General features: G+C 32.9%; 20 protein-coding genes and 1 pseudogene. 4 read left to right on the forward strand and 17 right to left on the reverse strand.

Annotation, left to right across the window (positions count from 1 at the left end):
• Positions 1-68: 68 nt before the first annotated feature.
• From BUE10_RS17800 to BUE10_RS17845, 9 genes are all read right to left on the reverse strand, one after another.
• Complete coding sequence (locus tag BUE10_RS17800) at positions 69-572, reverse strand: SRPBCC family protein (protein WP_073487259.1); 504 nt, start codon at positions 570-572, stop codon at positions 69-71.
• 30 nt (positions 573-602) lie between these two features.
• Positions 603-1,103 carry an SRPBCC family protein gene (locus tag BUE10_RS17805; RefSeq protein ID WP_073487261.1) on the reverse strand — a complete coding sequence of 167 codons (501 nt, stop codon included), beginning with the start codon at positions 1,101-1,103 and terminating at the stop codon, positions 603-605.
• A complete protein-coding gene (locus tag BUE10_RS17810) occupies positions 1,093-1,419 on the reverse strand; it encodes an ArsR/SmtB family transcription factor (RefSeq protein ID WP_073487263.1) in 327 nt (108 codons plus the stop codon). The genes BUE10_RS17805 and BUE10_RS17810 overlap by 11 nt, the downstream gene beginning before the upstream one ends.
• Positions 1,420-1,573: 154 nt before the next feature.
• Positions 1,574-2,476 (reverse strand): PhzF family isomerase, encoded by a 903-nt coding sequence (locus BUE10_RS17815; protein ID WP_073487265.1) that lies wholly within the window; start codon positions 2,474-2,476, stop codon positions 1,574-1,576.
• 57 nt (positions 2,477-2,533) lie between these two features.
• On the reverse strand, positions 2,534-3,721 hold the full coding sequence (locus BUE10_RS17820; RefSeq protein WP_073487267.1) for a hypothetical protein: 1,188 nt from the start codon (positions 3,719-3,721) through the stop codon (positions 2,534-2,536).
• Between the two features lie 215 nt (positions 3,722-3,936).
• Entirely contained in the window at positions 3,937-4,404 is a 468-nt protein-coding gene (locus tag BUE10_RS17825) for a DinB family protein (RefSeq protein WP_073487269.1), read from the reverse strand.
• Positions 4,405-4,442: 38 nt separating this feature from the next.
• Complete coding sequence (locus BUE10_RS17830; RefSeq protein WP_073487271.1) at positions 4,443-4,895, reverse strand: hypothetical protein; 453 nt, start codon at positions 4,893-4,895, stop codon at positions 4,443-4,445.
• A gap of 457 nt (positions 4,896-5,352) precedes the next feature.
• A complete protein-coding gene (locus tag BUE10_RS17840) occupies positions 5,353-5,712 on the reverse strand; it encodes a hypothetical protein (RefSeq protein WP_073487275.1) in 360 nt (119 codons plus the stop codon).
• 29 nt (positions 5,713-5,741) lie between these two features.
• A complete protein-coding gene (locus BUE10_RS17845) occupies positions 5,742-6,509 on the reverse strand; it encodes a hypothetical protein (RefSeq protein WP_073487277.1) in 768 nt (255 codons plus the stop codon).
• A gap of 697 nt (positions 6,510-7,206) precedes the next feature.
• Between BUE10_RS17845 and BUE10_RS17850 the strand changes: the two genes are divergently transcribed.
• Positions 7,207-7,824 carry a hypothetical protein gene (locus BUE10_RS17850; RefSeq protein ID WP_073487279.1) on the forward strand — a complete coding sequence of 206 codons (618 nt, stop codon included), beginning with the start codon at positions 7,207-7,209 and terminating at the stop codon, positions 7,822-7,824.
• Between the two features lie 41 nt (positions 7,825-7,865).
• Positions 7,866-8,309, forward strand: a complete 444-nt coding sequence (locus tag BUE10_RS17855; RefSeq protein ID WP_073487280.1) for a hypothetical protein — start codon at positions 7,866-7,868, stop codon at positions 8,307-8,309.
• A gap of 200 nt (positions 8,310-8,509) precedes the next feature.
• Here BUE10_RS17855 and BUE10_RS17860 read toward each other — a convergent pair whose 3' ends face one another.
• From BUE10_RS17860 to BUE10_RS17870, 3 genes are all read right to left on the reverse strand, one after another.
• On the reverse strand, positions 8,510-9,622 hold the full coding sequence (locus tag BUE10_RS17860) for a DNA glycosylase AlkZ-like family protein (protein WP_073487282.1): 1,113 nt from the start codon (positions 9,620-9,622) through the stop codon (positions 8,510-8,512).
• Between the two features lie 30 nt (positions 9,623-9,652).
• A complete protein-coding gene (locus BUE10_RS17865; protein WP_083598156.1) occupies positions 9,653-10,438 on the reverse strand; it encodes a B12-binding domain-containing radical SAM protein in 786 nt (261 codons plus the stop codon).
• 216 nt (positions 10,439-10,654) lie between these two features.
• Complete coding sequence (locus BUE10_RS17870; protein WP_073487286.1) at positions 10,655-10,939, reverse strand: cobalamin B12-binding domain-containing protein; 285 nt, start codon at positions 10,937-10,939, stop codon at positions 10,655-10,657.
• 197 nt (positions 10,940-11,136) lie between these two features.
• On the opposite strand from BUE10_RS17870, the gene BUE10_RS17875 reads away from it, so the two are divergent.
• Complete coding sequence (locus BUE10_RS17875; protein WP_073487288.1) at positions 11,137-11,442, forward strand: MazG nucleotide pyrophosphohydrolase domain-containing protein; 306 nt, start codon at positions 11,137-11,139, stop codon at positions 11,440-11,442.
• A 166-nt stretch (positions 11,443-11,608) separates the two neighbouring features.
• Here the strand turns inward: BUE10_RS17875 and lysA are convergent.
• The 3 genes and pseudogenes from lysA to gltB form a co-directional block, all read right to left on the reverse strand.
• Positions 11,609-12,835: pseudogene (gene lysA / locus BUE10_RS17880) on the reverse strand (diaminopimelate decarboxylase); the annotation flags it as partial.
• Positions 12,836-13,480: 645 nt separating this feature from the next.
• Positions 13,481-14,935, reverse strand: a complete 1,455-nt coding sequence (locus BUE10_RS17885) for a glutamate synthase subunit beta (protein WP_073487292.1) — start codon at positions 14,933-14,935, stop codon at positions 13,481-13,483.
• Positions 14,936-15,046: 111 nt separating this feature from the next.
• Positions 15,047-19,564 carry a glutamate synthase large subunit gene (gltB, locus tag BUE10_RS17890; protein WP_073487294.1) on the reverse strand — a complete coding sequence of 1,506 codons (4,518 nt, stop codon included), beginning with the start codon at positions 19,562-19,564 and terminating at the stop codon, positions 15,047-15,049.
• A gap of 415 nt (positions 19,565-19,979) precedes the next feature.
• On the opposite strand from gltB, the gene sucC reads away from it, so the two are divergent.
• Complete coding sequence (sucC, locus tag BUE10_RS17895) at positions 19,980-21,173, forward strand: ADP-forming succinate--CoA ligase subunit beta (protein WP_073487296.1); 1,194 nt, start codon at positions 19,980-19,982, stop codon at positions 21,171-21,173.
• Between the two features lie 697 nt (positions 21,174-21,870).
• On the opposite strand, the gene BUE10_RS17900 is transcribed toward sucC, so the two are convergent.
• Both BUE10_RS17900 and BUE10_RS17905 read right to left on the reverse strand, forming a co-directional pair.
• Positions 21,871-22,335, reverse strand: coding sequence for a DUF1456 family protein (locus BUE10_RS17900; RefSeq protein WP_073487298.1), 465 nt, complete (start codon positions 22,333-22,335; stop codon positions 21,871-21,873).
• Positions 22,336-22,556: 221 nt separating this feature from the next.
• Positions 22,557-23,576: an aminotransferase class I/II-fold pyridoxal phosphate-dependent enzyme gene (locus BUE10_RS17905; RefSeq protein WP_073487299.1), complete on the reverse strand. Its 1,020-nt coding sequence runs from the start codon at positions 23,574-23,576 to the stop codon at positions 22,557-22,559.
• Position 23,577 lies beyond the last annotated feature (1 nt).

A 23,577-nucleotide genomic window follows, 5' to 3' on the forward strand; every position in this document is an offset into this window, starting at 1 on the left:
TTGTAAAAAGACGAAAGTTACAATTTTTATTTTTTGCAGCTTTCGTCTTTTATACCATTTGTAGGGATTTATTTTGCTTTTCCGGCAAAAATATCGTCTAAACCTTCCATTGCAATGGTAAAACCTTCTTTGAAACCCATTTCGATGATTTTCTCCAAATCAGATAAATTTTCATGTTTAATGGCGATATCAACAATAGTTGAATTTCCTTCTTCAGAAAAATTCAAATTCCAGTTTGATCTCGGAAAATCAGTATTTAAGTTTCCTTCGCTGTCGCTAAAAGCATCCAGATATTTAAAGTTAGTTTTCGGACTAATCGAAGTAAAATCGGCAATTGCCCAATGCTCTTCGCCTTGAGGGCCAACCATAGCATATATTCTGCGTCCGCCTTCTTTAAAATCCATGCTTTTAGTTCTGGATTTCCACGGAGAAGGTGCCCACCATTGATCTAAAATTTCAGGTTCTGTCCATGCAGACCAAACGTTTGCTAATGAAGCATCAAACTCACGTTTTACATTTACAGTACTATTTTCTTTGTCTACAGTAAAATTCATTAAAAGATTTGATTTCATAATTCATTAAATTTTAAATTGATTACTATTTTATTTTCGTGCTTCAAAGATTTTATCCAGACTTTGCATAGTAGCTGTAATTCCTTCTTTGAAACCCATTTCGATTATTTTTTCTAATTCTTCAAAGCTGTCTCGTGTTATTGCAATATCAACAACTGTCAAATCGCCTTGCTCAGAAAACGTTAAATCCCAATAGGAACTTCCAAAAGCTGAATTTGGGTTTCCTTCGGCATCACAAAAAGTGGCAGCATGTTTAAAGTTTGTTTTTGGAGAAATCGAACTATATTCAAAAATACTCCAGCGTTCGTCACCCTCCGGACCAACCATGGCATACAATCTTTTTCCGCCTTCTTTAAACTCCATAACTGTTGTTTTAGATTTATACGGAGCCGGTGCCCACCATTGGTCTAAAATTTCTGCTTCTGTCCATGCTGACCAAACATCTGATAGCGATGCGTCGAATTCACGTTTTATATTTACGGTTTTATTTTCTTTGTCAACTTCAAAATTCATTAATAGATTAGATTTCATTTTTTTTAGATTTTAGATTAATTAATACTTGATCTAATTGACTAAATCGGCTTTCCCAAATCTTTTTGAATTGCTCCAGCCATTGATCAACTTCTTTCATTTTTTCGATTTTGAGCTGATAATAAATTTCCCTGCCCACTTTTTTTTCGTCGAGTAATTCACATTCATTTAGAATTTTAATATGTTTCGAAACGGCTTGTCTTGTCGTATTAAATTGTTCTGCAATAGCATTTGGGGTTAATGCATTGGCAGAAACCAAAACTAAAATTGCTCTTCGGGTAGGATCGGCAATAGCCTGAAATATATCTCGTTTCATTTTAAATATAATTTACGCAACTAATCAGTTGCAAATATAAGCAACTTTTTGGTTGCGCAAAATATTTTTGCAATTTTTTTATGGAAATGTTTTGTCTAATTGGGATTGAAACGTACTACTATGCGCTTCTAAGTACTGTAAATAGGGGATGTTCTTAAATTTCTATTTCGGTTTTGAATACAACAACAGCATCGCCTTTTATTTGAATCAAATTAGGTTTATCGTTTTGAATTGTAACTCTAACTTTTACTATACCTGGCCGATCTATTTTTTCTCCTTGTTTTCCGTTAAATTCAAATAGGTCATCTTTAAAATCAACAATGTTGTTTTGTATTAAATAACCGCCCAGCGGCCCATTTGCATTACCGGTAACGGGGTCTTCGTTTATACCAATTGCAGGGGCAAACATTCTGCCATAAGTCAAGATGTCTTTGCTGTCAGAATCAAATGTAAAGACAAAATAGCCGTTACAATTAATCTGTTTACTTAAATCGGCTAGATCATTATATTTTGGTAACAAAGCATTAAGTTTCGCTCTGCTTTTAATCCCAATCATAACTTTTGAATGTCCTGTAGAAGCAATCTGGATTGGGCATTTTTCATCAATATCAGTATTGTCCAGTCCTAATGCGTCGATGATTTTTTTAGCTGTACTATTATCGAATGCGGGACTGGCTTCAAAATTGCCCTGAGTCATTACAATTTGGTAGTCTCCGTTTTCCTTAATGATCTCAAAAGGAAGAATACCAACTTTAGTTTTCATCTTTAATACACATGAATCTAAGTTGTCTTCAAGAGCCTTAGCGTACATTGCGGCAATTGTGGCGTGACCACAAATTGGAACTTCTATACTTGGTGTAAAATATCGTATTACACCATCACAATCATTATCGTCTGGAGAGAATAGAAAAGCTGTTTCAGAATTATTTAATTCTCTCGCAATCTGCTGCATTTCATAATCCTTTAACCCATCTGCATTTACAACTACTCCGGCAGGATTTCCTTTAAATTTTTCTTTTGTAAAAGAATCAATTTGGTACGTTATAAGCTTTTTCATGACTTTTGATTTATAGGAAGAATGTCCAATACTGATCTGTGATAATTTTGATTAGTACTATCCTCTAAATTTATTTCGAACAATAATATCTTTTAATCTTGCTTTTAGATCTTCGCCCGTATCATAAACCATTTGTTCGTTGTTTGGAAACGGAACGGCACGTTTATTAAAATACGAAACGTAGTTATCGTCGCAGGCATTTCGATCACCTTTGTAAGTCGAATAAATATTTTCAAAAATATACTCACTGCTTACAGGAAAAGTCTGCAGTAACTGATTCGTTTTTAAATCAACATAATCTACTTTTGCTGTTACCTGACAAGATTTAAATTGTCTGAACTCGTAAATATTGGCACGAAGCGTTCTGTAATTATCAACTTTTATTTCTTTTCCTAAGCTGTCTTTTACAGGTTTTCCGCGACTGTCAAGAAGTGTTTTTACACCATCCTTAATTTGTCTTTCTTTAATAAATTCTTTCTCTTTAATCTGCTCTGGCGAAATAAAAATCTCTTTAAAATTGATGATTAAACTGTAATCATAATTTATATTTTTTTGCCTCGCATTGTGGTAAACCGTCCATTTATCGTTCAGTCCGTACGTTTTAAAATCCAATAAATCGTCCTGAAGCAATTTCGGGATCACCATATTGGTTTCGTTTTTAGCATAAACATCTACAAAATCAGTTCCTTTAAACTGAGCGTCGTCCATCAGTTTTTTGGTGTTTTTGTAATTTGGGTTTATGCTTTCCAAATAGAAAAAATCATCATAAGCTTTTCTAAAATCTAGTTTGTTTTTTGATTTTAAAAGTGCCGAAGCATTTTCATATAAATATTTGGAAAGTGCATTTCTGCTGCTTACAATTTGATCTGAGTAATTATCAAACGGAAAACTGGCATTTTTTCCTTGTTTCAATAAACGAAGAGGCAATAAAGGACGAATTTTTTCCTGACGGTTATTTAGCTGTAAATAAGTATTGTAAATACGTTCTGCATTTGCCGAATTGGCTTCTTTTGACATCATATCAAGATCGCGCAAATCTCTGTCTTTTGCCTTTGCATATGCTTCTTCAAGCAAAAACACATAATCTTGTTTTCCTTTAGAATCTTTATTGGTTCTCAAAGCTTCTACAGCACGATCAATTGCGCCGTCGTAATTACCGTCGCTTATTAAAGCCTGCGTTGTTTTAACGCCGCATGAAGAAAAGGCTAAAAATAATATAGAAAATAAAAAAGTAATTTTTTGCATGATATTCATTTTGAAGGTGTAAATATATCTTTTTTAACTTTCAACCACTATGCCTTTTTTAAATTTTTTAGAAGCAGGGAATTTCATTTTCTAGAAGGACTTTTAGTCCCGCTTTCGCCTTTATCTCTCCATTCCATTGCGAGGATATCGGCTCTATCGGGGCTAAGCCAGAACAATAGTTTTTTATAAGAAATTAGAAAAATTTTGCCGATTTTTTATTCAGTTAAAAGTTTTTTAATCAAAACAATCTGCCCTAAATGGTAATAACTGTGTTCAATCATGGCTTCTATATTTCTTTTATACGTTCCGTATTTTTCATCTACAAAAACCTGATCTAATTGTTCATCTGTCATTTTTTCAACGAAAGAGGCAAATTCTTCGGCAGCATTCCAGAATTTATCTAAAAAAGCCTGCCAATCTTCCTGCGAAGTAACAGGAGGGAAGTCAAAACTAAATTTGTCTTTTATGTCCAGTGGCCCGCCTTTAAAAACATTATTAATTCCGTTGATGTAATAATGGATGTGCTGCGCCAAAATTGAAATGGTATTGAGGTTTTTTACCGGAGTTATAGCAATTTTCCAGTCTAAATTTTCGAGCTGGTGTTTGTAATTGGTATTAGCAATCCAGATTCCGTTTAAAATAGTTTCTCTAAAACGATTGGCAATTTCTACAGTGTTTTTCATAATTGTATTATTGTCGTTGTTAGTATCAGTAAAGATTGTTATTTATTTAAAATCGCTTCTATTTTTGCTTCAGATTTTTCTTTGATTGGACTGTCAGGATGAAAACTCCAAATGATTAGAAATTTTCCTTTTGCCAGATATTCTTCCGGATGTTCATCTGTTGGCTGGCCATCTTTACCCCATAATAATCCCTGCAGAAATCGATCGCCTTTAAATACGTGATCAAATTCAAAATACATGATAGATCCGCTGTCTGCTCTATTTTTAAAACTCTGAATTTGTTTGCTTTTTACAGTTCCAACAATGTTGCTGTAGGTTTCAATATCAGTATAAAAATTACAAGCCTGTGGAGTAACACAAATCTGACCGTCGTTTGGACTATAGCCTTTTGGAATTTCTTTGGCTTTTAGTTTTAAATCTGCGAGAGTTTGGCTGAATACATTTGCCGTAAATAATAAAAATAATGTCGATAGGGGAATCGTAATTTTCATAGGTTTTTAGTTTGGGGGTTATAGAAGTACAAAAGATTGAGCGGTATTTGAATTTGCAACAAGCTAAATTAATATTTTATGATTAAGATTTATTATCCAAATATTCTAAAACATAAATACAAATCAAGAAAATAATAATTACAAATGCTGCATTATAAATTCTATATATTATTTTATTTTTTCTTGTTTCATTTTTCCACTCTACTGTAAAGATTTTATTTTGTCTTTTATATGTTTTGTAATTGAAATACTCAATTATAAAACAAAGAATAACAAAAATCGAAAAAGAAAAGAATAATGAGACGTGTAAAACTGGAAATAAGATTTTCTTTAAAATAGTACAAAATATCATGACAAAACCAGCTTCAAGACTTGAAAGCGCTCTTGTTGGTTTCATTCCAATTCTTGAAGTATTAAGAAAAAAGAATCTCTGGTATATCCTTTTAATATCCATTACTCATTTTCTAATTTTCACCTGATAAACAATTTCCCAAAAAATAATAGAAAACACAGCATTAGCAAATATTGCCGTTTTAACCTGATATGGATCGTAATTTAAAAGCAAATGTAAGTTTGTAAACTTCAAAGCCAGAAATAAAGCCAAAGCCGCAATCCCGACAGCGAAAAGTATATTTAACAAAGGTTTCCATTTTAAAGCTAAAAATGCATAAATAAGATTAAGAACCGCAAACCCACAACCTAAAGTTAAATAAGGATCTGTTTTTAATTTTTCACCCAGCAACAATAAAGGGGAAGTTGCAGTAAGATATAAAAAGAATAGAATTGAATAAAGTAGGATTCGTATTTGTGGTTTCATTTTGTTTGTTTTTAGTTGAATGGCTTTATTTACAAGCGAGATTTTTGGGCTAATAATGGAGTTTTTTTATATTTAGGATAAATGCAAATACCTACAGTCGTTAAAAGCAATCCAAATATACCAAAGAAACCAATTCCCCAATAATCATTGTTTCGATTTGTTTTATTAAAATCAGATAAGGATAAATATTTGAAGTTTTTGTTCTCTACTTCAACGACATCAATTTTTTCGTAATGAAAGTATTTGTCCAAAAATGACATTTGAGCCTTTTTACTTATTTTCTTTTGATATTGATCTTTTTTAATAGTGAGATAAATTTCATCTCCCTTTTTAAAATCACTCATTAAACCTTCATAATAAGTTTCGCCTAATGCCAAACTTCCAATTTTGAATTTGAAATCACTTAAAGTTTCTAATTTAAAAACCAATGATTTGGATTTTTTACTACGTTGTAATTTGATATCCTCTGATAATGTTCCTTTTATGACATAAACATCGTTTTTAGTTAAGCTAGTGTCTTCGTAAAATTGGCTTGCAATGTAAATAAATAGAATTCCCAAGAAAGTCAAAATAATAGAGAATCTTATTTTTTCTTTCCTCTTTAGTTTTTCTTTTAAGATATTATCTTCTGGTTTGCCTTTTATTATTTTCGATTTTATTTCCTGAAAATTACTATACTCATAACTGCTAAACTTGATTATTTCGTTTTTATTTGTTGTGAGATACAAATATTCGTAATTACCATATTTGCTTTCTTTTTTTCTAACCAGCCAGCTATTTATTTCATTAAGAAACAAGGTTCGTTTGACTAGTCCTAAAAAGTGATGAAATTCAATTTTATCAGAATAGATATTGATTTTGGGTAAAGTAAGAATAGAATAAAGGATGAAGACTGCAAAAAGTATAAAACAGCTTCCGACCCCTAAATTAGGATATGAAATGAAGTTATTAGAGGTGTATTTTGAAAAGGAAAGAAAACTTAAAAAAGAAAAAAAGAGGATTCCAAATAAGTAGAAGATTCTATTTGAAGTTTTAAATTTTGAAGCTATTACCAGGTTTGACATGTACAGTGGTTCTTAATTCCTATATTCAAATATAAAGAATATTCTAATGTTTAATTTTGTTTTGAAATTCTTGTATATCAAAAATAGAACTTTTTCAAGTAAGGTGACCCTATTTTAAGTCGAATAAATCTGCTCAAATCTATAAAATTTGTGTTATCGAGTTTCTTTATTATGAACACAGTTTAAAACCATATTGTCGTGTTGTACAATGATATATGAAGTAAATTTATAGTTTTAAAATAGGTATAAATACGCTGTCTGTAATTGATTTTTTTGAATTAAATTGTCAATGAATTAGAAACCTGAATAAATTTTGATCATAAATCTCAAAGCAGTTTTTTATGAGGGAAGTATAGTATAAGTTCAGGATTTTTAAACTAAAAGCTAAAAACATCTAAAAGCAAATTTTTAATCCCAAATTATTTAAATAATGGACAATATTAGATTAAATTTCATCAATAGATCAAATGATATAAATAACAGTAGTATCGTTATTTTTCAGCGTAATGTTGCTCAGGAGTTTGGAGAAATTGCAGTTGCATGGAAAGTATTTAAAAACTGTGGTGTTATGGAGAATCATCCTTTCGAATATTCATTGGATTTTGGCGTTACTGTAGCTGATACTTACGGAAATTTTTCTCCAATGTTTCCTGCTGCTGCTGGAAATACGTATGATTTTGTCGAAAGTGGATTTGGTTCTGTTCTTCAGCTTTCGGCAAGAAAAGCAGCCAATCCTTCAGAAATCGAAGTAAGAAACTTACTGCGCATTGGTGCAATTGGTGTAAGCTGTTATAGAAATATGAGCCTACTGGCAATAAGAACAAAAGTGGCTCCTGGAGAAAAAGCTTATTTTGAATTTGAACTCCGAATTTTTATTGGACTTGCTTCTGAAATAGAAGTAGGTGATATATTAAATTCGGATATTATTTCTACTATTAATACAGAAATTAATTTGCTTGGAATTACGAGTGCAGACATAGTGCTTACAGGAGGCGGAGCAGGTCCAAATTCTGCTCCATTTAATTTTGTTTTAGAAAATGTAGTATAATTTGAAAAATTTTGACTGCTAATTTTTTAAAATTAAAATAAATGGAATATTTTAAAGAATATATTTGGTATTCGGGTGATTGGAAACGAAATGGGAATAATCATCAAGTTCCTTATAACGGAGTAAAAATTACAGCTAATGCAAATTACGCTGTATCTACGCGTTCACCGAAAATACAAAGACTAGTTTCTGTTTCTGTAAAGGTGGCCGATTATACGTATAACATTGATGGTACTGTTGTTAAAATTGAACTTCTTCAAGATGGTCTTTGGTACGATATTATTATACCTGAAAGCGATAAAATTTCATCATCAAAATCCTATCCTGAATTTACCTTAAAAGGCTTAAATGAAGGTTTAGGGAGATTAAGATTAGAAACTACTACAGCTGGGGTTTTTCTTAATATTCAATTTAAATATGGTGAATACGAAAGAAAAGTAATGGGATATATCATGAAATTTCAGGAAGCTTATTATGAAGAATGAGTTTAATGTTTCAAGTTTCTCCTGCTAACTGGGCTTAGACTTCGCTCAGCCTGACAATGTATAAATCTAATATCAGAAATCTACAATAAAAAAATCCCGCCTCAATTAAGAAACGGGATTACAGTGATATTCTTTTTTTTATTTTTAAACTATTATCCATGCTGGCATGAGCCACGAGAAATGTTTTTGTAAGCCGGAAATTATTTTAATGTTTTTTCATTTTTTGATAAACATTTTATGGTTTTAACAACTTCAATATCTAATATTTTAGAATCATTTTTTGAAAATTTTTCAAATAATTCTGTTTCGACAGTATTACTTTTTTTATTCCATTTCCATAAGCCAACAATCATTCCGTTTTTAATAATACTTGACCTTGCTTCTCCAATTGGATTAAATAATGCAGAATAATTTTTTTTTGATACATATCTTAATCTACTCTCAAAATAACCTTTTAAAAATGGATCCTCATACGCCAATAGTTTGATGTTTGTAAAATCCGATTGATTTTCAGTTTCTTTTAGGGTTTCTAAATCTTCATTTAGTAAAAAAAAAGGGGATTTTATCTCTTTTATATGAATAATGCAAAATTCTTTTTTTAGATACTCTAAAGATTTTCTAATTAATGAGACTGGTAATCCTGTCCACCATACAATATCTTGTTCAGTTACCGGTCCATATTGTTTTATGTATATATGTATTAGTTTTTTTAGAGAATCAGTTTCTGAAATACCTTCTAAAAAAAGTGTAGGATATCTTTTTTCGGTTAAGGCATAAATGCGCTTTTCAGTTCCCCAATAAGTGCTTTTGTTTAGATAACAAATAATACCATCTTCCCAAAGTTTTTTAATAATAGCTCTTGTAACATTAATATTTATATTTTTTTTAATGAAGAGATAGTTTTCTATTTCTTTTGAACTCAGTTCGTTTTCTTGTAAAATTGACTTAATTAATTCTTCTATGTATAATATTGTCGAGTTGGTTACATTCAATTTTTTTAAAAGCCCTAAACAAATTGTGTTTCTTATTTTTCTTGTTGATTGATGAACTATTGGAGCCATATCAAGATTAACTGTATGTAACGTAGTTCGCATACAGCGTAACTTGATTAAATTGTTTTTAGTGAAAGTTTCAGAAATTAGTTCTTCTGGATTGAAATCGTCTAATCTGGTATTTAAAGTTGAAAATGGAGTTATCAATCTTGCAGAATGCAATCCAATTAAACTATTTACAACATTAAAAATATTATTCTCAGTTTTTATTAAACAATGTTTGTTGTTGTTGTATGTTTGGATCTTTTCTAAATTTATCATAAAGATGATTTTTTAACATGAGGTTAGAATTTAAATTTCATATTTTGGCGGCCATTTGCTTTCAATATACTTATTCAGCATTTCGTACGAATCGTTTGTCACTTTAAAGTTATTGTCATTTCCCCACCAATGATAGTGGTTATGATGTATATGGAATTTGCCCCAATCTCCATCCCAATTAGGTGAATTTAAAGTTCCTCTCAAATTATATTCATTAGGATTATTATAAACATAAGTGCCAGGAAGAGGAACAAAACGAAATAAAGAGATTCTATCAATTAAATGCCCTACATTTTCTAATAAATTTATAGTCTCCATTGTTGTTTCATGATTTTCACCAGGAAAACCATGAATTAAAAATATTTTATTCTTTATGCCTGTTTCGTGAGTCATTTTAAGAGATTTTTTTATTTGCGAAACATCAATTTTTTTCTTCATTGCATCTAAAATTTTCTGACTTCCTGTTTCTACTCCTAAATCTAATTCATAGCAACCTGAATTTTTCATTCTGAGCAAGATGTCAGGATCTACTCTATCAACTCTAGATAAAGTAGACCATGATAAATTTAAATCCTTTATTGAATCACAAATGTCTTGAACATTTCCTTTATTCAAAATAAAATCATTTCCAACTACAGAAAAACCTTCAATTTTATAATTTTCTATTAAATGTATTAATTCATGTCTTATGTTGTTGCCGCTCCTATATTGAACTTGAGTTTGAGATGAAGCACAAAATCTGCAAGGAAATGGACATCCTCTTCCTGGCATTATATGTGTCATCAATATGTTTGTGTTAGACATTCTATTATTCATAATAAAATCGTCTTGAGGTATTAAATGTCGAGCTGGTAAAGGAAATCCATCAATATTTTTATTTAATTTTCTTGGTGGTGTTTTAAACGGTTTTCCATCTTTAATAAAACATACACCTTCTATTTTATCAAAGTTTTTGGTATGAATTTCTTTTAGTATTTCAATAATAGTAATTTCACCTTCTCCAATTCCTACAACATGAGGTTTTAAATCTATTTAAGTTTGTTCAGGAAATAAATTTGCATGTATTCCACCAACCATCAATAAGGTTTTATTATTTATTTTGCTTTTAAACCTACATTCAATAAACATATTAAAAGTTGCAGAAGTTGATATGCTAAAAGCTAATGCATCATAATCTGAAAAGTCATAAATTAAATTATCTGAAGTAAGTTTTATAATATCTACATTATATTCATGTTCTTCCAATGCTGCTGCAATATATAGAGCTCCAAAGGGAGGAAATTCTTTTCTTTTTGTTTTATATCTTGCGATCTCCATTACTTAGGGATAAATAACTGCTATTTTCATAATTGTTTGATTAAATTAATAAGTAAGAAAATTAAGTAAATAATTTATAAAAAACAATTTAAAAAGTAAGAAAAAAATTATATAAATAAAAGGATTGCCATATATTTACAAACATATATGAAGAGATAAAAAGAAAATCAGTTAATAATAAAATGTAAATAAAAAGAATGGATTTAAATGAATTAACAAAGAAAGTTGTAATGGTATCTGATCAGTATGAAAAAAACTGTAATATTAAAAGAGATGATGACTGGTATATCTTAAAACTACAAGAAGAATTAGGAGAGTTAACGCAAAATTATCTTTCATATACACTTAGAGGCAGGAACAGGAACCTTACAAACGAGGAATTGAAAAAAAATATCTCTAATGAACTGGCTGATATTCTTGGGCAGGTTTTATTATTTGCCAATCATCATGATATTGATTTAGAAAAGTCTATGGAAGATAAATGGTTTTCATATTTGAAATAAAGTGTTTTCAAAAAGTAAATGATCGTGATAAACTTTGCAAGGTTTCGACTTCGCTCAGCCTGACAGGCGTTTATAAATATAAAGCCCGAACTTTAAAATCTACAATAAAAAAATCCCGCCTCAATTAAGAAACGGGATTACAGTGATATTCTCTTTTTTTTTTATTTTAAACTGTTGCAGCAACTTCTTGCGGTAACGGAATTTGATTTTTAAGTAAATCTTCGAATGTTTCGTGTGCGCGAATCAAGATTCCTTGTCCGTTCATCCAAAGAACTTCGGCTGGTTTGTATCTTGAATTGTAGTTTGAAGACATTGAAAAACAGTATGCTCCGGCGTTTCTGAAAGCAAGAATATCGCCTTCAGTAATTTCCGAGATTCTACGGTTGTTGGCAAAAGTGTCTGTTTCGCAAATGTAACCTACAACAGAGTAAAAACGCTCTTTTCCTTTTGGGTTTGAGATGTTTTCTATATAATGTTGTGAACCGTAAAACATTGGACGGATTAAGTGGTTGAAACCACTATCGATTCCGGCGAAAACTGTTGAGGTTGTTTGTTTTACTACGTTTACTTTTGCTAAGAAGAAACCTGCTTCACTCACAAGGAATTTTCCCGGTTCGAAAATCAACGTTAAATCTCTGCCATATTCTGCACAGAAAGAATTGAATCTTTTTGATAATTTTTTACCTAATTCTTCGATGTCGGTTTCGATATCGTCTTTTTTGTAAGGAACTTTGAATCCGCTTCCGAAATCTAAGAATTGTAAATCTTTGAAATGTTTTGCAGTATCAAATAAAATTTCGGCAGCATACAAGAATACTTCGATATCTAAAATATCAGATCCTGTGTGCATGTGAATTCCTACGATGCTCATTTTTGTATTCTCTACAATTCGCAAGATATGCGGAATTTGATGTACAGAGATTCCGAATTTACTATCGATATGTCCAACAGAAATATTGGCATTTCCGCCCGCCATTACGTGTGGATTAATACGGATACATACTGGAATATGAGGATGTTTTGTTCCGAATTGTTCTAAAATAGATAAATTATCGATATTGATTTGTACACCCATTGCGGCAACTTCTTCGATTTCTTCAAGAGAAACTCCGTTTGGTGTAAAGAAAATTTTGTCAGGGTCATAGCCAGCATGAAGTCCTAACTGAACTTCCTGAATTGATACAGTATCTAAACCAGACCCCATGTTCTTTAATAACTGAAGAATCGCAACGTTTGACAATGCCTTCATGGCGTAATTAACTCTTAAGTTTTCTACCTTAGAGAAAGCTTTAGTTAATCTATTGTACTGAGATTGGATTTTTTCTGCATCATAAACATATAATGGACTTCCAAATTGGTCTGCTAACTGCAGTAAATCTTTTGCTTGCATTTTTAAATCATTTTGGGCAAAGTTATTACACTTTTGACTAACTGCAAATTATTTGTAGAAAAATAACAAATTGTAACAAATTGTTTGTTTTTAAACAAAAAGTTGTTTGTTTTCCAATTTTGTAACGTAGTAGGAGGTTCAAAGGGGCAGAGATACAAAGATACAAAGGTTTTTTGCCACGAATTACACGAATTACACTAATTCATAAATGCTGTTGAGAATTTTTTGCCACAGATTTTACTGATTAGCACAGATTATTTTGTTTGCCACGAATTACACGAATTATCACTATTTTTTTTAATTTCCTCAAAATGCTTAAAGCATAGCCCGTGGTTTCAACCACGGAAACGTTATGAATTGGGCGTAATCATATATTATGTCCCCGTGGTTGAAACCACGGGCTATGTTTGAAATAGAAATCGGCCAAAAAATAGAAATTCGTGGAAATTCGTGGCAAACAAAAAAAAATCCTTTTAATCTGTGACTCGAGCGATAGCGAACAGGCGAAGCAAATCGGTGGCTAAAAAACAAAACCCCTGAATAAAAATTCAAGGGTTTGTAAGTAGTTATGTTGTTTATTGGAATGAAGATTAAATAAAATGCAAGGAAAAAAACTTAGCATCTCAGTATCTTAGAATCTATAAAAAATTATAGACTCGGTAAATCTCCTCTTCCTTTAGTAGGCAGGTTGGTAGAGCCCATTAAGAACAAATCTACCTCTCTTGCTGCTTCGCGACCTTCTGAAATAGCCCACACGATTAATGACTGTCCTCTTCTCATATCACCAGCTGTGAAAATGTGAGGTACGTTTGTTTGATAATTATGTGCTTTATAGTTGCTTCTAAAATCTAATTCAAGACCTAATTGCTCGCTTAATGTTTTCTCAGGACCAGTAAATCCAAGAGCTAATAAAGCTAAATCGCAAGGCCAGATTTTCTCAGAACCTTCTTTTTCGATTAATTCAGGACGCTGACCCGGAGTCATTTTCCATTGCACTTCAACGGTTTTTAATCCGGTTAATTCTCCTTTATCGTTAGAAATAAATTCTTTAGTATTGATTAACCAGTTTCTGTCGCAGCCTTCTTCGTGAGAAGACGATGTCTTTAATTGCAGCGGCCAGAAAGGCCATGGAGTTGACTCGCTTCTTCCAACTGGAGGTTTTGGTAAAATCTCAAAGTTAGTTACCGATTTTGCTCCGTGTCTGTTTGAAGTTCCAATACAATCTGAACCAGTATCTCCACCACCAATAACGATTACATCTTTTCCAGTTGCTTTAATTTGGTCCGGAATTAATTCTCCGTATAAAACTTTAGTTTGTTGTGTTAAGAAATCCATTGCCTGAACAACGCCTTTGCTTTCGATTCCTTTAGTTGGCAAACTTCTTCTTTCTGTTGCTCCTCCGCATAAAACGATAGAATCGAAAGTGTTTAATTCTGCTACGCTAAAGTTTACACCAACGTTTACATCAGTTTTGAAAGTGATTCCTTCTGCTTCAAGAATGGCTACACGTCTGTCGATAATTCCTTTTTCTAATTTGAAATTAGGAATTCCGTAACGTAATAAACCTCCAATTGCATTGTCCCTTTCAAAAACCGTAACCGTGTGTCCGGCTCTGTTTAATTGCTGTGCAGCTGCAAGTCCCGCAGGTCCTGAACCAATAACGGCAACCGTTTTTCCTGTTCTCTTTTTTGGTGGCTGAGGTTTGATCCAACCTTCGGCAAAACCAATTTCAACAATGTTTTTCTCGATGTTTTCGATTGATACAGGATCTTTGATGATTCCTAATACACATGCTTTTTCGCATGGAGCAGGGCATAAGCGTCCTGTAAATTCCGGAAAGTTATTAGTCGATTGTAAAATCTCTAATGCGCTTTGCCATTCTTCCTGATGTACCATGTCGTTGAAGTCAGGAATTAAATTTCCTAACGGACAACCACTGTGGCAAAAAGGAATACCACAATCCATACATCTTGAACCTTGTTCTTTTACTTTATCTTTTGCTAACGGAATAGTAAATTCGTTGTAGTTAGAAACACGTTCTGCTACTGCTAAATTACTTTCGTCGGCTCTGTTATATTCTTTAAATCCGCCTATTTTACCCATGACATTTTAAATTAAATTCCAATTTCTTTAAATTCCAAATTCCAATTTTTTATTACTATAGGCATTGATATTGCCATTGGAATTTGGAATTTTATTTTTTGAAATTGATTTTTATCCAGCTATTAATTCTTCTATTTTTTTCTCTTCTGCAATTCTTTGTAATGCTTTTTTGTAATCAGTTGGCATCACTTTTACGAAGTGCTTTTGTTGATTTTCCCAGTCTGCTAAAATTCTTTTTGCTAATGGACTGCTTGTGTACAATGAATGATTTTTGATCAATCGTCTTAGTTTTGTAAGATCTTCTTCTTCCATAGGGTCGAATGCAACCATTTCCATGTTACAAACTGTTGAGTCGAATTTCTTATTTGGATCGTAAACATAAGCTACACCACCGCTCATACCAGCTGCGAAGTTTCTTCCTGTTTTTCCTAAAACTACTACTGTACCACCGGTCATATACTCGCATCCGTGATCTCCAATTCCTTCAACAACTGCTGTTGCTCCAGAATTTCTAACACAGAAACGCTCTCCGGCCATTCCATTAATATAAGCCTCTCCGGTAATAGCTCCGTAAAGGGCAACGTTTCCAATAATGATATTTTCTTCAGGTTTGAAAGTTGCAGTAGGAGGTACTTTTACAATTAGTTTTCCTCCAGAAAGACCTTTTCCTAAATAATCATTACAGTTTCCGTGAATTTTAAATGACAATCCGTTTGTTGCAAAAGCACCAAAACTTTGTCCGGCAGAACCTTCAAAATCAACTAAAATAGTGTCATCAGGTAATCCTTGTGCGCCGTAGATTTTTGAGATTTCATTACTCAAAATCGCACCTACAGAACGGTCTGTATTTTTAATTTTAAATGTTACTCTTGTTTTTTCTTTTCTATAAATAGACGGAATCGCTTCTTTAATAATGTCAAAATCTAATACATTTTCAAGTTGGTGATCTTGTTGCGTTGTATTGTGATTTGGTTGTGTTTTCGCTTTTTCCGGTTTGTATAGAATTGGTGATAAATCTAAACCATTTGCTTTGTAATGTTTGATCGCTTTGTTCACATTTAATTTTTGTGACTGACCAACCATTTCTTTTAAAGTTCTGAAACCTAGTTGAGCCATGATTTCTCTTAACTCTTCAGCAATAAAATACATAAAGTTGATTACGTGCTCTGGAGTTCCTTTGAAATTTTTTCTCAATTCAGGATCCTGAGTTGCAATACCAACCGGACACGTATTTAAGTGACAAGCTCTCATCATGATGCATCCAGAAGCTACAAGCGGTGCAGTTGCAAAACCAAATTCCTCAGCTCCTAATAAAGCTGCGATTGCAACGTCACGACCTGTTTTTAATTGTCCGTCACATTCTAAAACTACACGGCTTCTTAAATCGTTTAAGATCAAAGTTTGCTGAGCTTCAGCTAAACCAAGTTCCCATGGAATACCTGTGTGCTGTAAAGATGTTAATGGTGCAGCTCCCGTTCCTCCGTCATAACCAGAAATTAAGATAACGTCAGCTTTTGCTTTGGCAACACCGGCAGCGATGGTCCCAACTCCAACTTCAGAAACTAATTTTACGTTTACACGCGCTTCACGGTTTGCATTTTTCAAATCGTAAATCAACTGAGATAAATCCTCAATTGAGTAAATATCGTGGTGAGGAGGAGGCGAAATCAAACCTACATAAGGTGTAGAGTTTCTTGTTTCAGCAATCCAAGGCACCACTTTTTCTCCAGGTAATTGTCCACCTTCACCAGGTTTCGCACCTTGAGCCATTTTAATCTGGATTTCTTTAGCGTTTGTCAAATAGTTGATCGAAACACCAAAACGTCCCGAAGCAACTTGTTTAATTGCACTGTTTCTAGAATCTCCGTTAATTTCTTTCTGGAAACGTTTTGGATCTTCTCCACCTTCTCCAGAGTTACTTTTTCCGCCAATTCTGTTCATTGCAATCGCTAAATTCTCGTGTGCTTCTCTAGAAATAGATCCGTAAGACATTGCACCCGTTTTGAATTTCTTTACAATTTCTGTCCAAGGTTCTACTTCATCAATAGAAATTGGATCTAAGTTGTTGAATTCAAATAAACCTCTAATAGTCATTAAGTTCGAGCTTTGCTCATTAACGGCATTTGAGTATTCTTTATAACTTTCAGGGCTGTTTAAACGAACCGCTTGTTGTAATTTAGAAATAGTGGTTGGGTTAAACATGTGTTTTTCACCGCCGCGTCTCCATCTGTAAATACCTCCAATTTCTAAAGAAAGCAAACTTGCCACTTTTGAATTCGGGAATGCTTTTTGGAAACGTTTTTTCACTTCTTTTTCTACTTCCATTAAACCAATACCTTCAATTCTTGATGGAGTGTAAGGGAAGTATTTAGAAGTAAATGTTTTGTTTAAACCTAAAATCTCGAAAATCTGAGCAGCTCTGTATGAATGTAATGTAGAGATACCAATTTTGTTCATGATTTTAACGATTCCTTTTGCAATCGCTTTGTTATAGTTTACAACAGCATAATCAGCTTTTACTCCGGTAATGAAACCTTGTGCAACCTGATCGTGAATGATTTCGTTTACCATGTAAGGATTGATCGCACTTGCACCGTATCCAAATAATAAAGCAAAATGATGAGGTTCACGAGGCTCTGCAGATTCGATTATGATTCCGAATTTAGAACGAACCTGTAAAATGTTCAAAGAGTGGTGAATGTAAGAACAAGCCAATAACATAGGAATTGGAGCTAATTCTTCACTTACGCCTCTATCAGAAAGAATGATAACATTACATCCTTCATTTACAGCTTTGAAAGTTGCCTGAACACATTTTTCAAGTGCACGCTCTAAACCGTTAACTCCTTTCTCTATTTTATATAAAGTAGAAATTGTAGCCGATTTGAAATCTACGTGATCAATGTTTCTAATTTTATCTAAATCCTCGTTAGAGATAACCGGATTTTGGATTTTTAATTTTTTACACTGTTTAGATTCAATTTCAAAAATATTGAAATCTCCTCCAACAGCTAAACTAATATCGGTAATGATTTCTTCACGAATACCATCCAAAGGCGGGTTGGTAACCTGAGCAAACAATTGTTTGAAATAGTTGTACAACAATTGAGGCTGGTCTGATAATACTGCCAAAGGCGTATCGTTACCCATAGAACTGATCGCTTCAGCTCCTTGACCTCCCATTGGGTTGATGATTGTTTTTAAATCTTCAATTGTATATCCAAATAATCGCTGTCTTGTCTGGAAATCTAATTTCTCAACCGGAGTAGGGTTATTGGTATAAGGAACTTTTGCTAAAGGCAATAAGTTAGCATCCAGCCATTCCTGGTATGGACGTTTTGTAACGATTGCTTTTTTAACTTCTTCGTCTTCAATAATACGGCCTTCGTTCATATCAACCAAGAACATTTTTCCTGGCTCTAAACGACCATGCTGAATTACATCTTCTGGATCGATATCTAGTACACCAATTTCTGATGACATGATTACGAATCCACTATGTGTTAATGTATAACGAGAAGGACGTAAACCGTTTCTGTCTAGTAAAGCTCCAATTACGTTTCCATCTGTAAACGGAATAGAAGCTGGACCATCCCAAGGCTCCATAATACAAGCGTTGAACTCGTAGAAAGCTCTTTTTTCAGGAGACATTGTCTGGTGTTTTTCCCAAGCTTCAGGAACAACCATCATCATCGCTTCTGGCAATGAACGACCTGTCATTAATAAAAGTTCAACCACCATATCCATAGAAGCAGAATCTGATTTTCCTTCTAAGATAATTGGGAATAATTTTTTGATATCATCGCCAAAAACTTTGCTCTGCATAAGCTCTTCACGAGCACGCATACGGCTTACGTTTCCACGAAGTGTGTTGATCTCACCATTATGACACATGTATCTAAACGGTTGAGCTAAGTCCCAAGAAGGGAATGTATTTGTAGAGAAACGCTGGTGTACAAGCGCTAAACGAGTCACCAAGTCTGGATCTTTCAAATCTATATAATAACGGCTGATGTCTTCCGGCATCAATAGACCTTTATATATTATAGTAGTTGTCGATAAACTAGTAAAATAAAACATGTGGCTTTCTGAGGTTTTAGATCCTCTTACGGCATGTTCAGCAATTTTTCTAGCTGCAAAAAGTTTTGCATTAAATTCTTGTTCAGTTAAATCTTGTCCATTTTTAGAAACGAAAACTTGTTTAACTGATGGTTCTTTTTCTGCGGCGATCTGCCCTAAATTTTCAACGTCAACAGGTACATCTCTCCAACCTAAGATCTTTAAATTTTGATCTTTAATAGTTGATTCAAATGCATTGATACAAAAAGATACCTGGTTTTTGCTTTTTGGTAAAAAAACCATTCCTACTGCATACTCACGCGTTTCTGGGATTTCAAAGTCACAAACCTTCTTAAAAAAATCATGAGGGATATCAAATAATATTCCCGCCCCGTCTCCAGTTCTTCCATCAGAACTAACGGCACCACGATGTTCCAATTTAATTAAGATGTCTAATGCTTTATGAATAATATCATTTGATTTAATACCATTCAAATTACAAATAAATCCTGCACCACAATTGTCGTGTTCAAATTCAGGCAGATAAAGCCCTTGTTCTTTAACTTTCATTCTTGATATTTTTTCTACAAAAATAAAGATTTCGTTAAACATAATGTAGTGAAATTATACTTTCGCTTACATTTTTGTTGTAATATTAGAAAAAGGCTTCTTAATTGATAATAATATTATATTAACCATTGCGAAATGATAAAATGATAATCCAAATTAAAATATATTAAGAAAAATCGTCTCAAGACTAATAAATACGGTGATGTTTTTGTTAAATATCAAACGTTTTAGTGGTTTTGAGTTAACTTTAATAAATCGTTTAGTTAACTATTTCTTTGCGTTATGAAAGAATAAACGTTTAATACCTATAAGTGTCATTTTTTAATAGAAAAAGATTTTACTTTTAAGTTGTATTTTGTTACTTTTGTCCGACTTTTATTCTGAACTAAATTCAGAACCAGACAAATTCTATATTATGAACATACACGAATATCAAGGAAAAGAAATTTTAGCAAGTTACGGAGTACGCACTCAACGCGGAATTGTGGCTAACAATGCGGTTGAAGCTGTAGCTGCTGCAAAACAATTAACTGCCGAAACTGGTACAGGATGGCACGTAATAAAAGCACAAATTCACGCAGGTGGTCGTGGAAAAGGTGGTGGAGTTAAGCTGGCAAAAAACTTACAGCAAGTTGAAGAGTTAGCAGAACAAATCATCGGAATGCAATTGATCACACCTCAGACTCCGCCTGAAGGTAAAAAAGTAAACAAAATTTTAGTTGCTGAAGATGTTTACTATCCTGGTGAAAGTGAAACTTCTGAGTTTTATGTTTCTGTTTTATTGAATAGAGGTACAGGACGCAACATGATCATGTATTCTACTGAAGGTGGAATGGATATTGAAGAAGTTGCTGAGCATACTCCTCACTTAATCTTTACTGAAGAAGTTGATCCTTCTGTAGGTTTACAAGGTTTTCAAGCAAGAAGAATTGCCTTTAACTTAGGTCTTTCTGGAAATGCTTTCAAAGAAATGGTAAAATTCATCGATGCATTATACAATGCTTACATTGGTTCTGATGCTTCTATGTTTGAAATCAACCCGGTTTTAAAAACATCTGATAACAAAATCTTAGCTGTTGATGCTAAAGTTAATATCGACGATAACGCTTTATACAGACAAGCTAAATATGCTGAGATGAGAGATATCCGTGAGGAGAATCCAATCGAAGTTGAAGCTAAAGAAGTAGGTTTGAACTATGTTGACCTTGACGGTACTGTAGGATGTATGGTAAATGGAGCAGGTCTTGCAATGGCAACTATGGATTTAATTAAATATGCTGGTTTTGAGCCTGCTAACTTCCTTGACGTAGGAGGAACTGCTGATGCAAAACGTGTTGAAACTGCTTTCAGAATTATCTTGAAAGATCCAAACGTAAAAGCTATTTTAATTAACATCTTTGGAGGAATCGTTCGTTGTGACCGTGTTGCTCAAGGTGTTGTTGATGCTTACAAAAACATGGGTGACGCTATTAAAGTGCCAATCATTGTTCGTTTGCAAGGAACAAATGCTGAAATTGCAAAAGAATTGATTGATAATTCTGGTATGCCAATTTTATCAGCTGTTCAATTCCAAGAAGCTGCTGATCAGGTTAAAGCTGCTCTTTCTTAATTAAATAAGAAATCAATTTATATAGAAAATCCCTTCGGTATTCGAAGGGATTTTTTTGTTTACAGCATTTAGTCGCATGTATAATCGTAGAGACGCACAGCAGTGCGTCTAACGTCTCGGAAATCCATATCGGTTACGTTGCGTAGACGCACTGCTGTGCGTCTCTACGATGAATGATGTGTAATAAAAGATCCCTTTGATATCGGAGGGATTTTTTTGTAATTATACCAAAAACATTTCGTTTGAGAATATTTTTTAAGACAAAGTATATTGTAGAGACGCACAGCAGTGCGTCTACGCAAAGTATTTCTCATTATGGATTCACGAGACGTTAGACGCACTGCTGTGCATCTCTACGATGAATGATGTGTAATAAAAGATCCCTTTGATATTCGGAGAGATTTTTTTGTAATTATGCCAAAAAATATTCCGTTTGAGAATATTTTTTAAGACAAAGTATATCGTAGAGATGCACAGCAGTGCGTCTACACAACGTATTTACCATTGTGGATTCCCGAGACGTAGACGCACTGCTGTGCGTCTCTACGATAATTCTGCGTAAAAAAACTCCAATTAAAAATATAGCCACAGATTAAAAAGATTAGAAGGATTTTAAAAATCTGTGTTAATCTTTTTAATCTGTGGCTAAAAAATATTAGCGAACTTTGCGTAAATCCTTGCATTCTTTGCGGTTGAATTATTTCTTATTCTTACCGTTTTTGTAAACCACTTTTTCTACAACAGATGTTTTTCCATTTCCTTTTGGGAATGATTTCTTTTTAGTTTTTCCCGCTGCTGAACCTGACTTTGATGGACTTTGATCACCTCTTCCTCTTTCAGAATCTTTTGGAGCAGCTTTAAATTCAGGTCTTTCTTTAGAAGTTTCTTTCTTCGGAATCTCTGCTTTATGTTTTGCTAAAACATCTGTTGGGTTTTTAGGGTTTTCTTTAGTTCCTCTTAAATGAATAACCAATCCGTTTAAGAAGTTTCTTAAAACCTGATCACCGCATTCCATATAATTTTCATGGTCTTCGGCTCTGAAAAAAGCACCTAATTCTGATTTTGAAATTCTAAAATCTACTAATTCTAAAATCTCAACTATTTGGTCATCACGGAGCATTAAAGCCACGCGAAGTTTTTTAAGTATATCGTTATTTGTCATCGTTTATTTTTTGCAAAGGTACGGTTTAAAAACAATTCGGAGTATTTATTTTTTCTGCCACGAATTACACGAATTTTCACGAATTACTTTTTATGTTTTTTGCCACAGATTAAAAAGATTTTAATGATTTTCTTAAGCAATTTATAAATCCTCATAATCCTTTCAATCTGTGGCAAAAAAATTCGTGGAAATTCGTGTAATTCGTGGCAACCTTAATAATGCTATGAATTCAAAACTGCAGCAAGTTTTTCTAAATCTTCTTTGAGATGATTGGCTGTAATTACAATTCTATTTAAGGGTTCAGCGTTTTTGGTATATTTAAAACTGGCAATAATAATCTTTTCGTTTTTTAATTTTTCTACTAATTCCTTTGATAAAAGATAAATCAAAGGATAGTTCTTATCAAATTTAATATTGTTGTTTTTGACTAAAATCGAATCCACATACTTTAAATTATCCAGTAGTTTGATGTGCTGCAAAGTATAAATTTCTGCAGCATCAGAAAGAGTTTGCACAAAAGCAGGGTTCATTCCAGCTGCACTTGTAAAAGTTTCCATTTCTTTTATTTCATTGATAAAATCAAGATCGCCAGCAATTACTCCTCCGGTTAAACCGAAAGCTTTTCCCAGAGAAGAAACCATAATTTTTCTTTTGAGAGGGAAATCAACTGAAGCGTAAATTCCTGCTCCATTTTTGCCTAAAATCCCAAAAGAATGAGATTCATCTAAAATTAAAGTAACTTCTTTATGAGTTGGAATTTGTTCTAAAAAAGATAAATCAACAGGCTTTGTTTCAAAAGTAGGAACACCATCGGTAAGAATCGTTATTTTCTCCCGTTTAGAGTCTAATAAACGCTCATTTAATTTGCCATTTAGGAATAACGGAAGACTATTTTCAATGCTGATTGCATTATGCGTATCATTAAAATGAAAAAAACAATGGGTCTGCTTTTTCATTAAATCTATCACCAATTTTCCGGCCAGCATTCCTGAGGAAACGGTAACCGTACTTTCTGAACCTATATGAGTTGCTAAAAACTTTTCGCCTTTATCATAAGCCTTTAATTTGATATTGGCTGTTCTGGAACTCCCGTAAGTTGTTCCCCAATTAAGAATGTTCTTAACAACCAAATCCTGAAAATTTTTGTTAGTTGGCAATCCTAAATAAGCAGTTCCGCCAAAATACAAATATTGTTCTTGGTCAATTTCAATAATTCGATCGGGAAATTTTTCTACTATCATT

The organism is Flavobacterium sp. CF108 (assembly GCF_900129795.1).
Taxonomy (GTDB): Bacteria; Bacteroidota; Bacteroidia; order Flavobacteriales; family Flavobacteriaceae; genus Flavobacterium.

Bases quoted from the DNA above. Each gene is read 5' to 3' on its own strand.
- BUE10_RS17800 (WP_073487259.1), bottom strand. From the start codon at position 572: ATGAAATCAAATCTTTTAATGAATTTTACTGTAGACAAAGAAAATAGT.
- BUE10_RS17805 (WP_073487261.1), bottom strand. From the start codon at position 1,103: ATGAAATCTAATCTATTAATGAATTTTGAAGTTGACAAAGAAAATAAA.
- BUE10_RS17810 (WP_073487263.1), bottom strand. From the start codon at position 1,419: ATGAAACGAGATATATTTCAGGCTATTGCCGATCCTACCCGAAGAGCA.
- BUE10_RS17815 (WP_073487265.1), bottom strand. From the start codon at position 2,476: ATGAAAAAGCTTATAACGTACCAAATTGATTCTTTTACAAAAGAAAAA.
- BUE10_RS17820 (WP_073487267.1), bottom strand. From the start codon at position 3,721: ATGCAAAAAATTACTTTTTTATTTTCTATATTATTTTTAGCCTTTTCT.
- BUE10_RS17825 (WP_073487269.1), bottom strand. From the start codon at position 4,404: ATGAAAAACACTGTAGAAATTGCCAATCGTTTTAGAGAAACTATTTTA.
- BUE10_RS17830 (WP_073487271.1), bottom strand. From the start codon at position 4,895: ATGAAAATTACGATTCCCCTATCGACATTATTTTTATTATTTACGGCA.
- BUE10_RS17840 (WP_073487275.1), bottom strand. From the start codon at position 5,712: ATGAAACCACAAATACGAATCCTACTTTATTCAATTCTATTCTTTTTA.
- BUE10_RS17850 (WP_073487279.1), top strand. From the start codon at position 7,207: ATGGACAATATTAGATTAAATTTCATCAATAGATCAAATGATATAAAT.
- BUE10_RS17855 (WP_073487280.1), top strand. From the start codon at position 7,866: ATGGAATATTTTAAAGAATATATTTGGTATTCGGGTGATTGGAAACGA.
- BUE10_RS17860 (WP_073487282.1), bottom strand. From the start codon at position 9,622: ATGATAAATTTAGAAAAGATCCAAACATACAACAACAACAAACATTGT.
- BUE10_RS17865 (WP_083598156.1), bottom strand. From the start codon at position 10,438: ATGAATAATAGAATGTCTAACACAAACATATTGATGACACATATAATG.
- BUE10_RS17870 (WP_073487286.1), bottom strand. From the start codon at position 10,939: ATGGAGATCGCAAGATATAAAACAAAAAGAAAAGAATTTCCTCCCTTT.
- BUE10_RS17875 (WP_073487288.1), top strand. From the start codon at position 11,137: ATGGATTTAAATGAATTAACAAAGAAAGTTGTAATGGTATCTGATCAG.
- BUE10_RS17885 (WP_073487292.1), bottom strand. From the start codon at position 14,935: ATGGGTAAAATAGGCGGATTTAAAGAATATAACAGAGCCGACGAAAGT.
- gltB (WP_073487294.1), bottom strand. From the start codon at position 19,564: ATGAAAGTTAAAGAACAAGGGCTTTATCTGCCTGAATTTGAACACGAC.
- sucC (WP_073487296.1), top strand. From the start codon at position 19,980: ATGAACATACACGAATATCAAGGAAAAGAAATTTTAGCAAGTTACGGA.
- BUE10_RS17900 (WP_073487298.1), bottom strand. From the start codon at position 22,335: ATGACAAATAACGATATACTTAAAAAACTTCGCGTGGCTTTAATGCTC.
- BUE10_RS17905 (WP_073487299.1), bottom strand. From the start codon at position 23,576: ATGATAGTAGAAAAATTTCCCGATCGAATTATTGAAATTGACCAAGAA.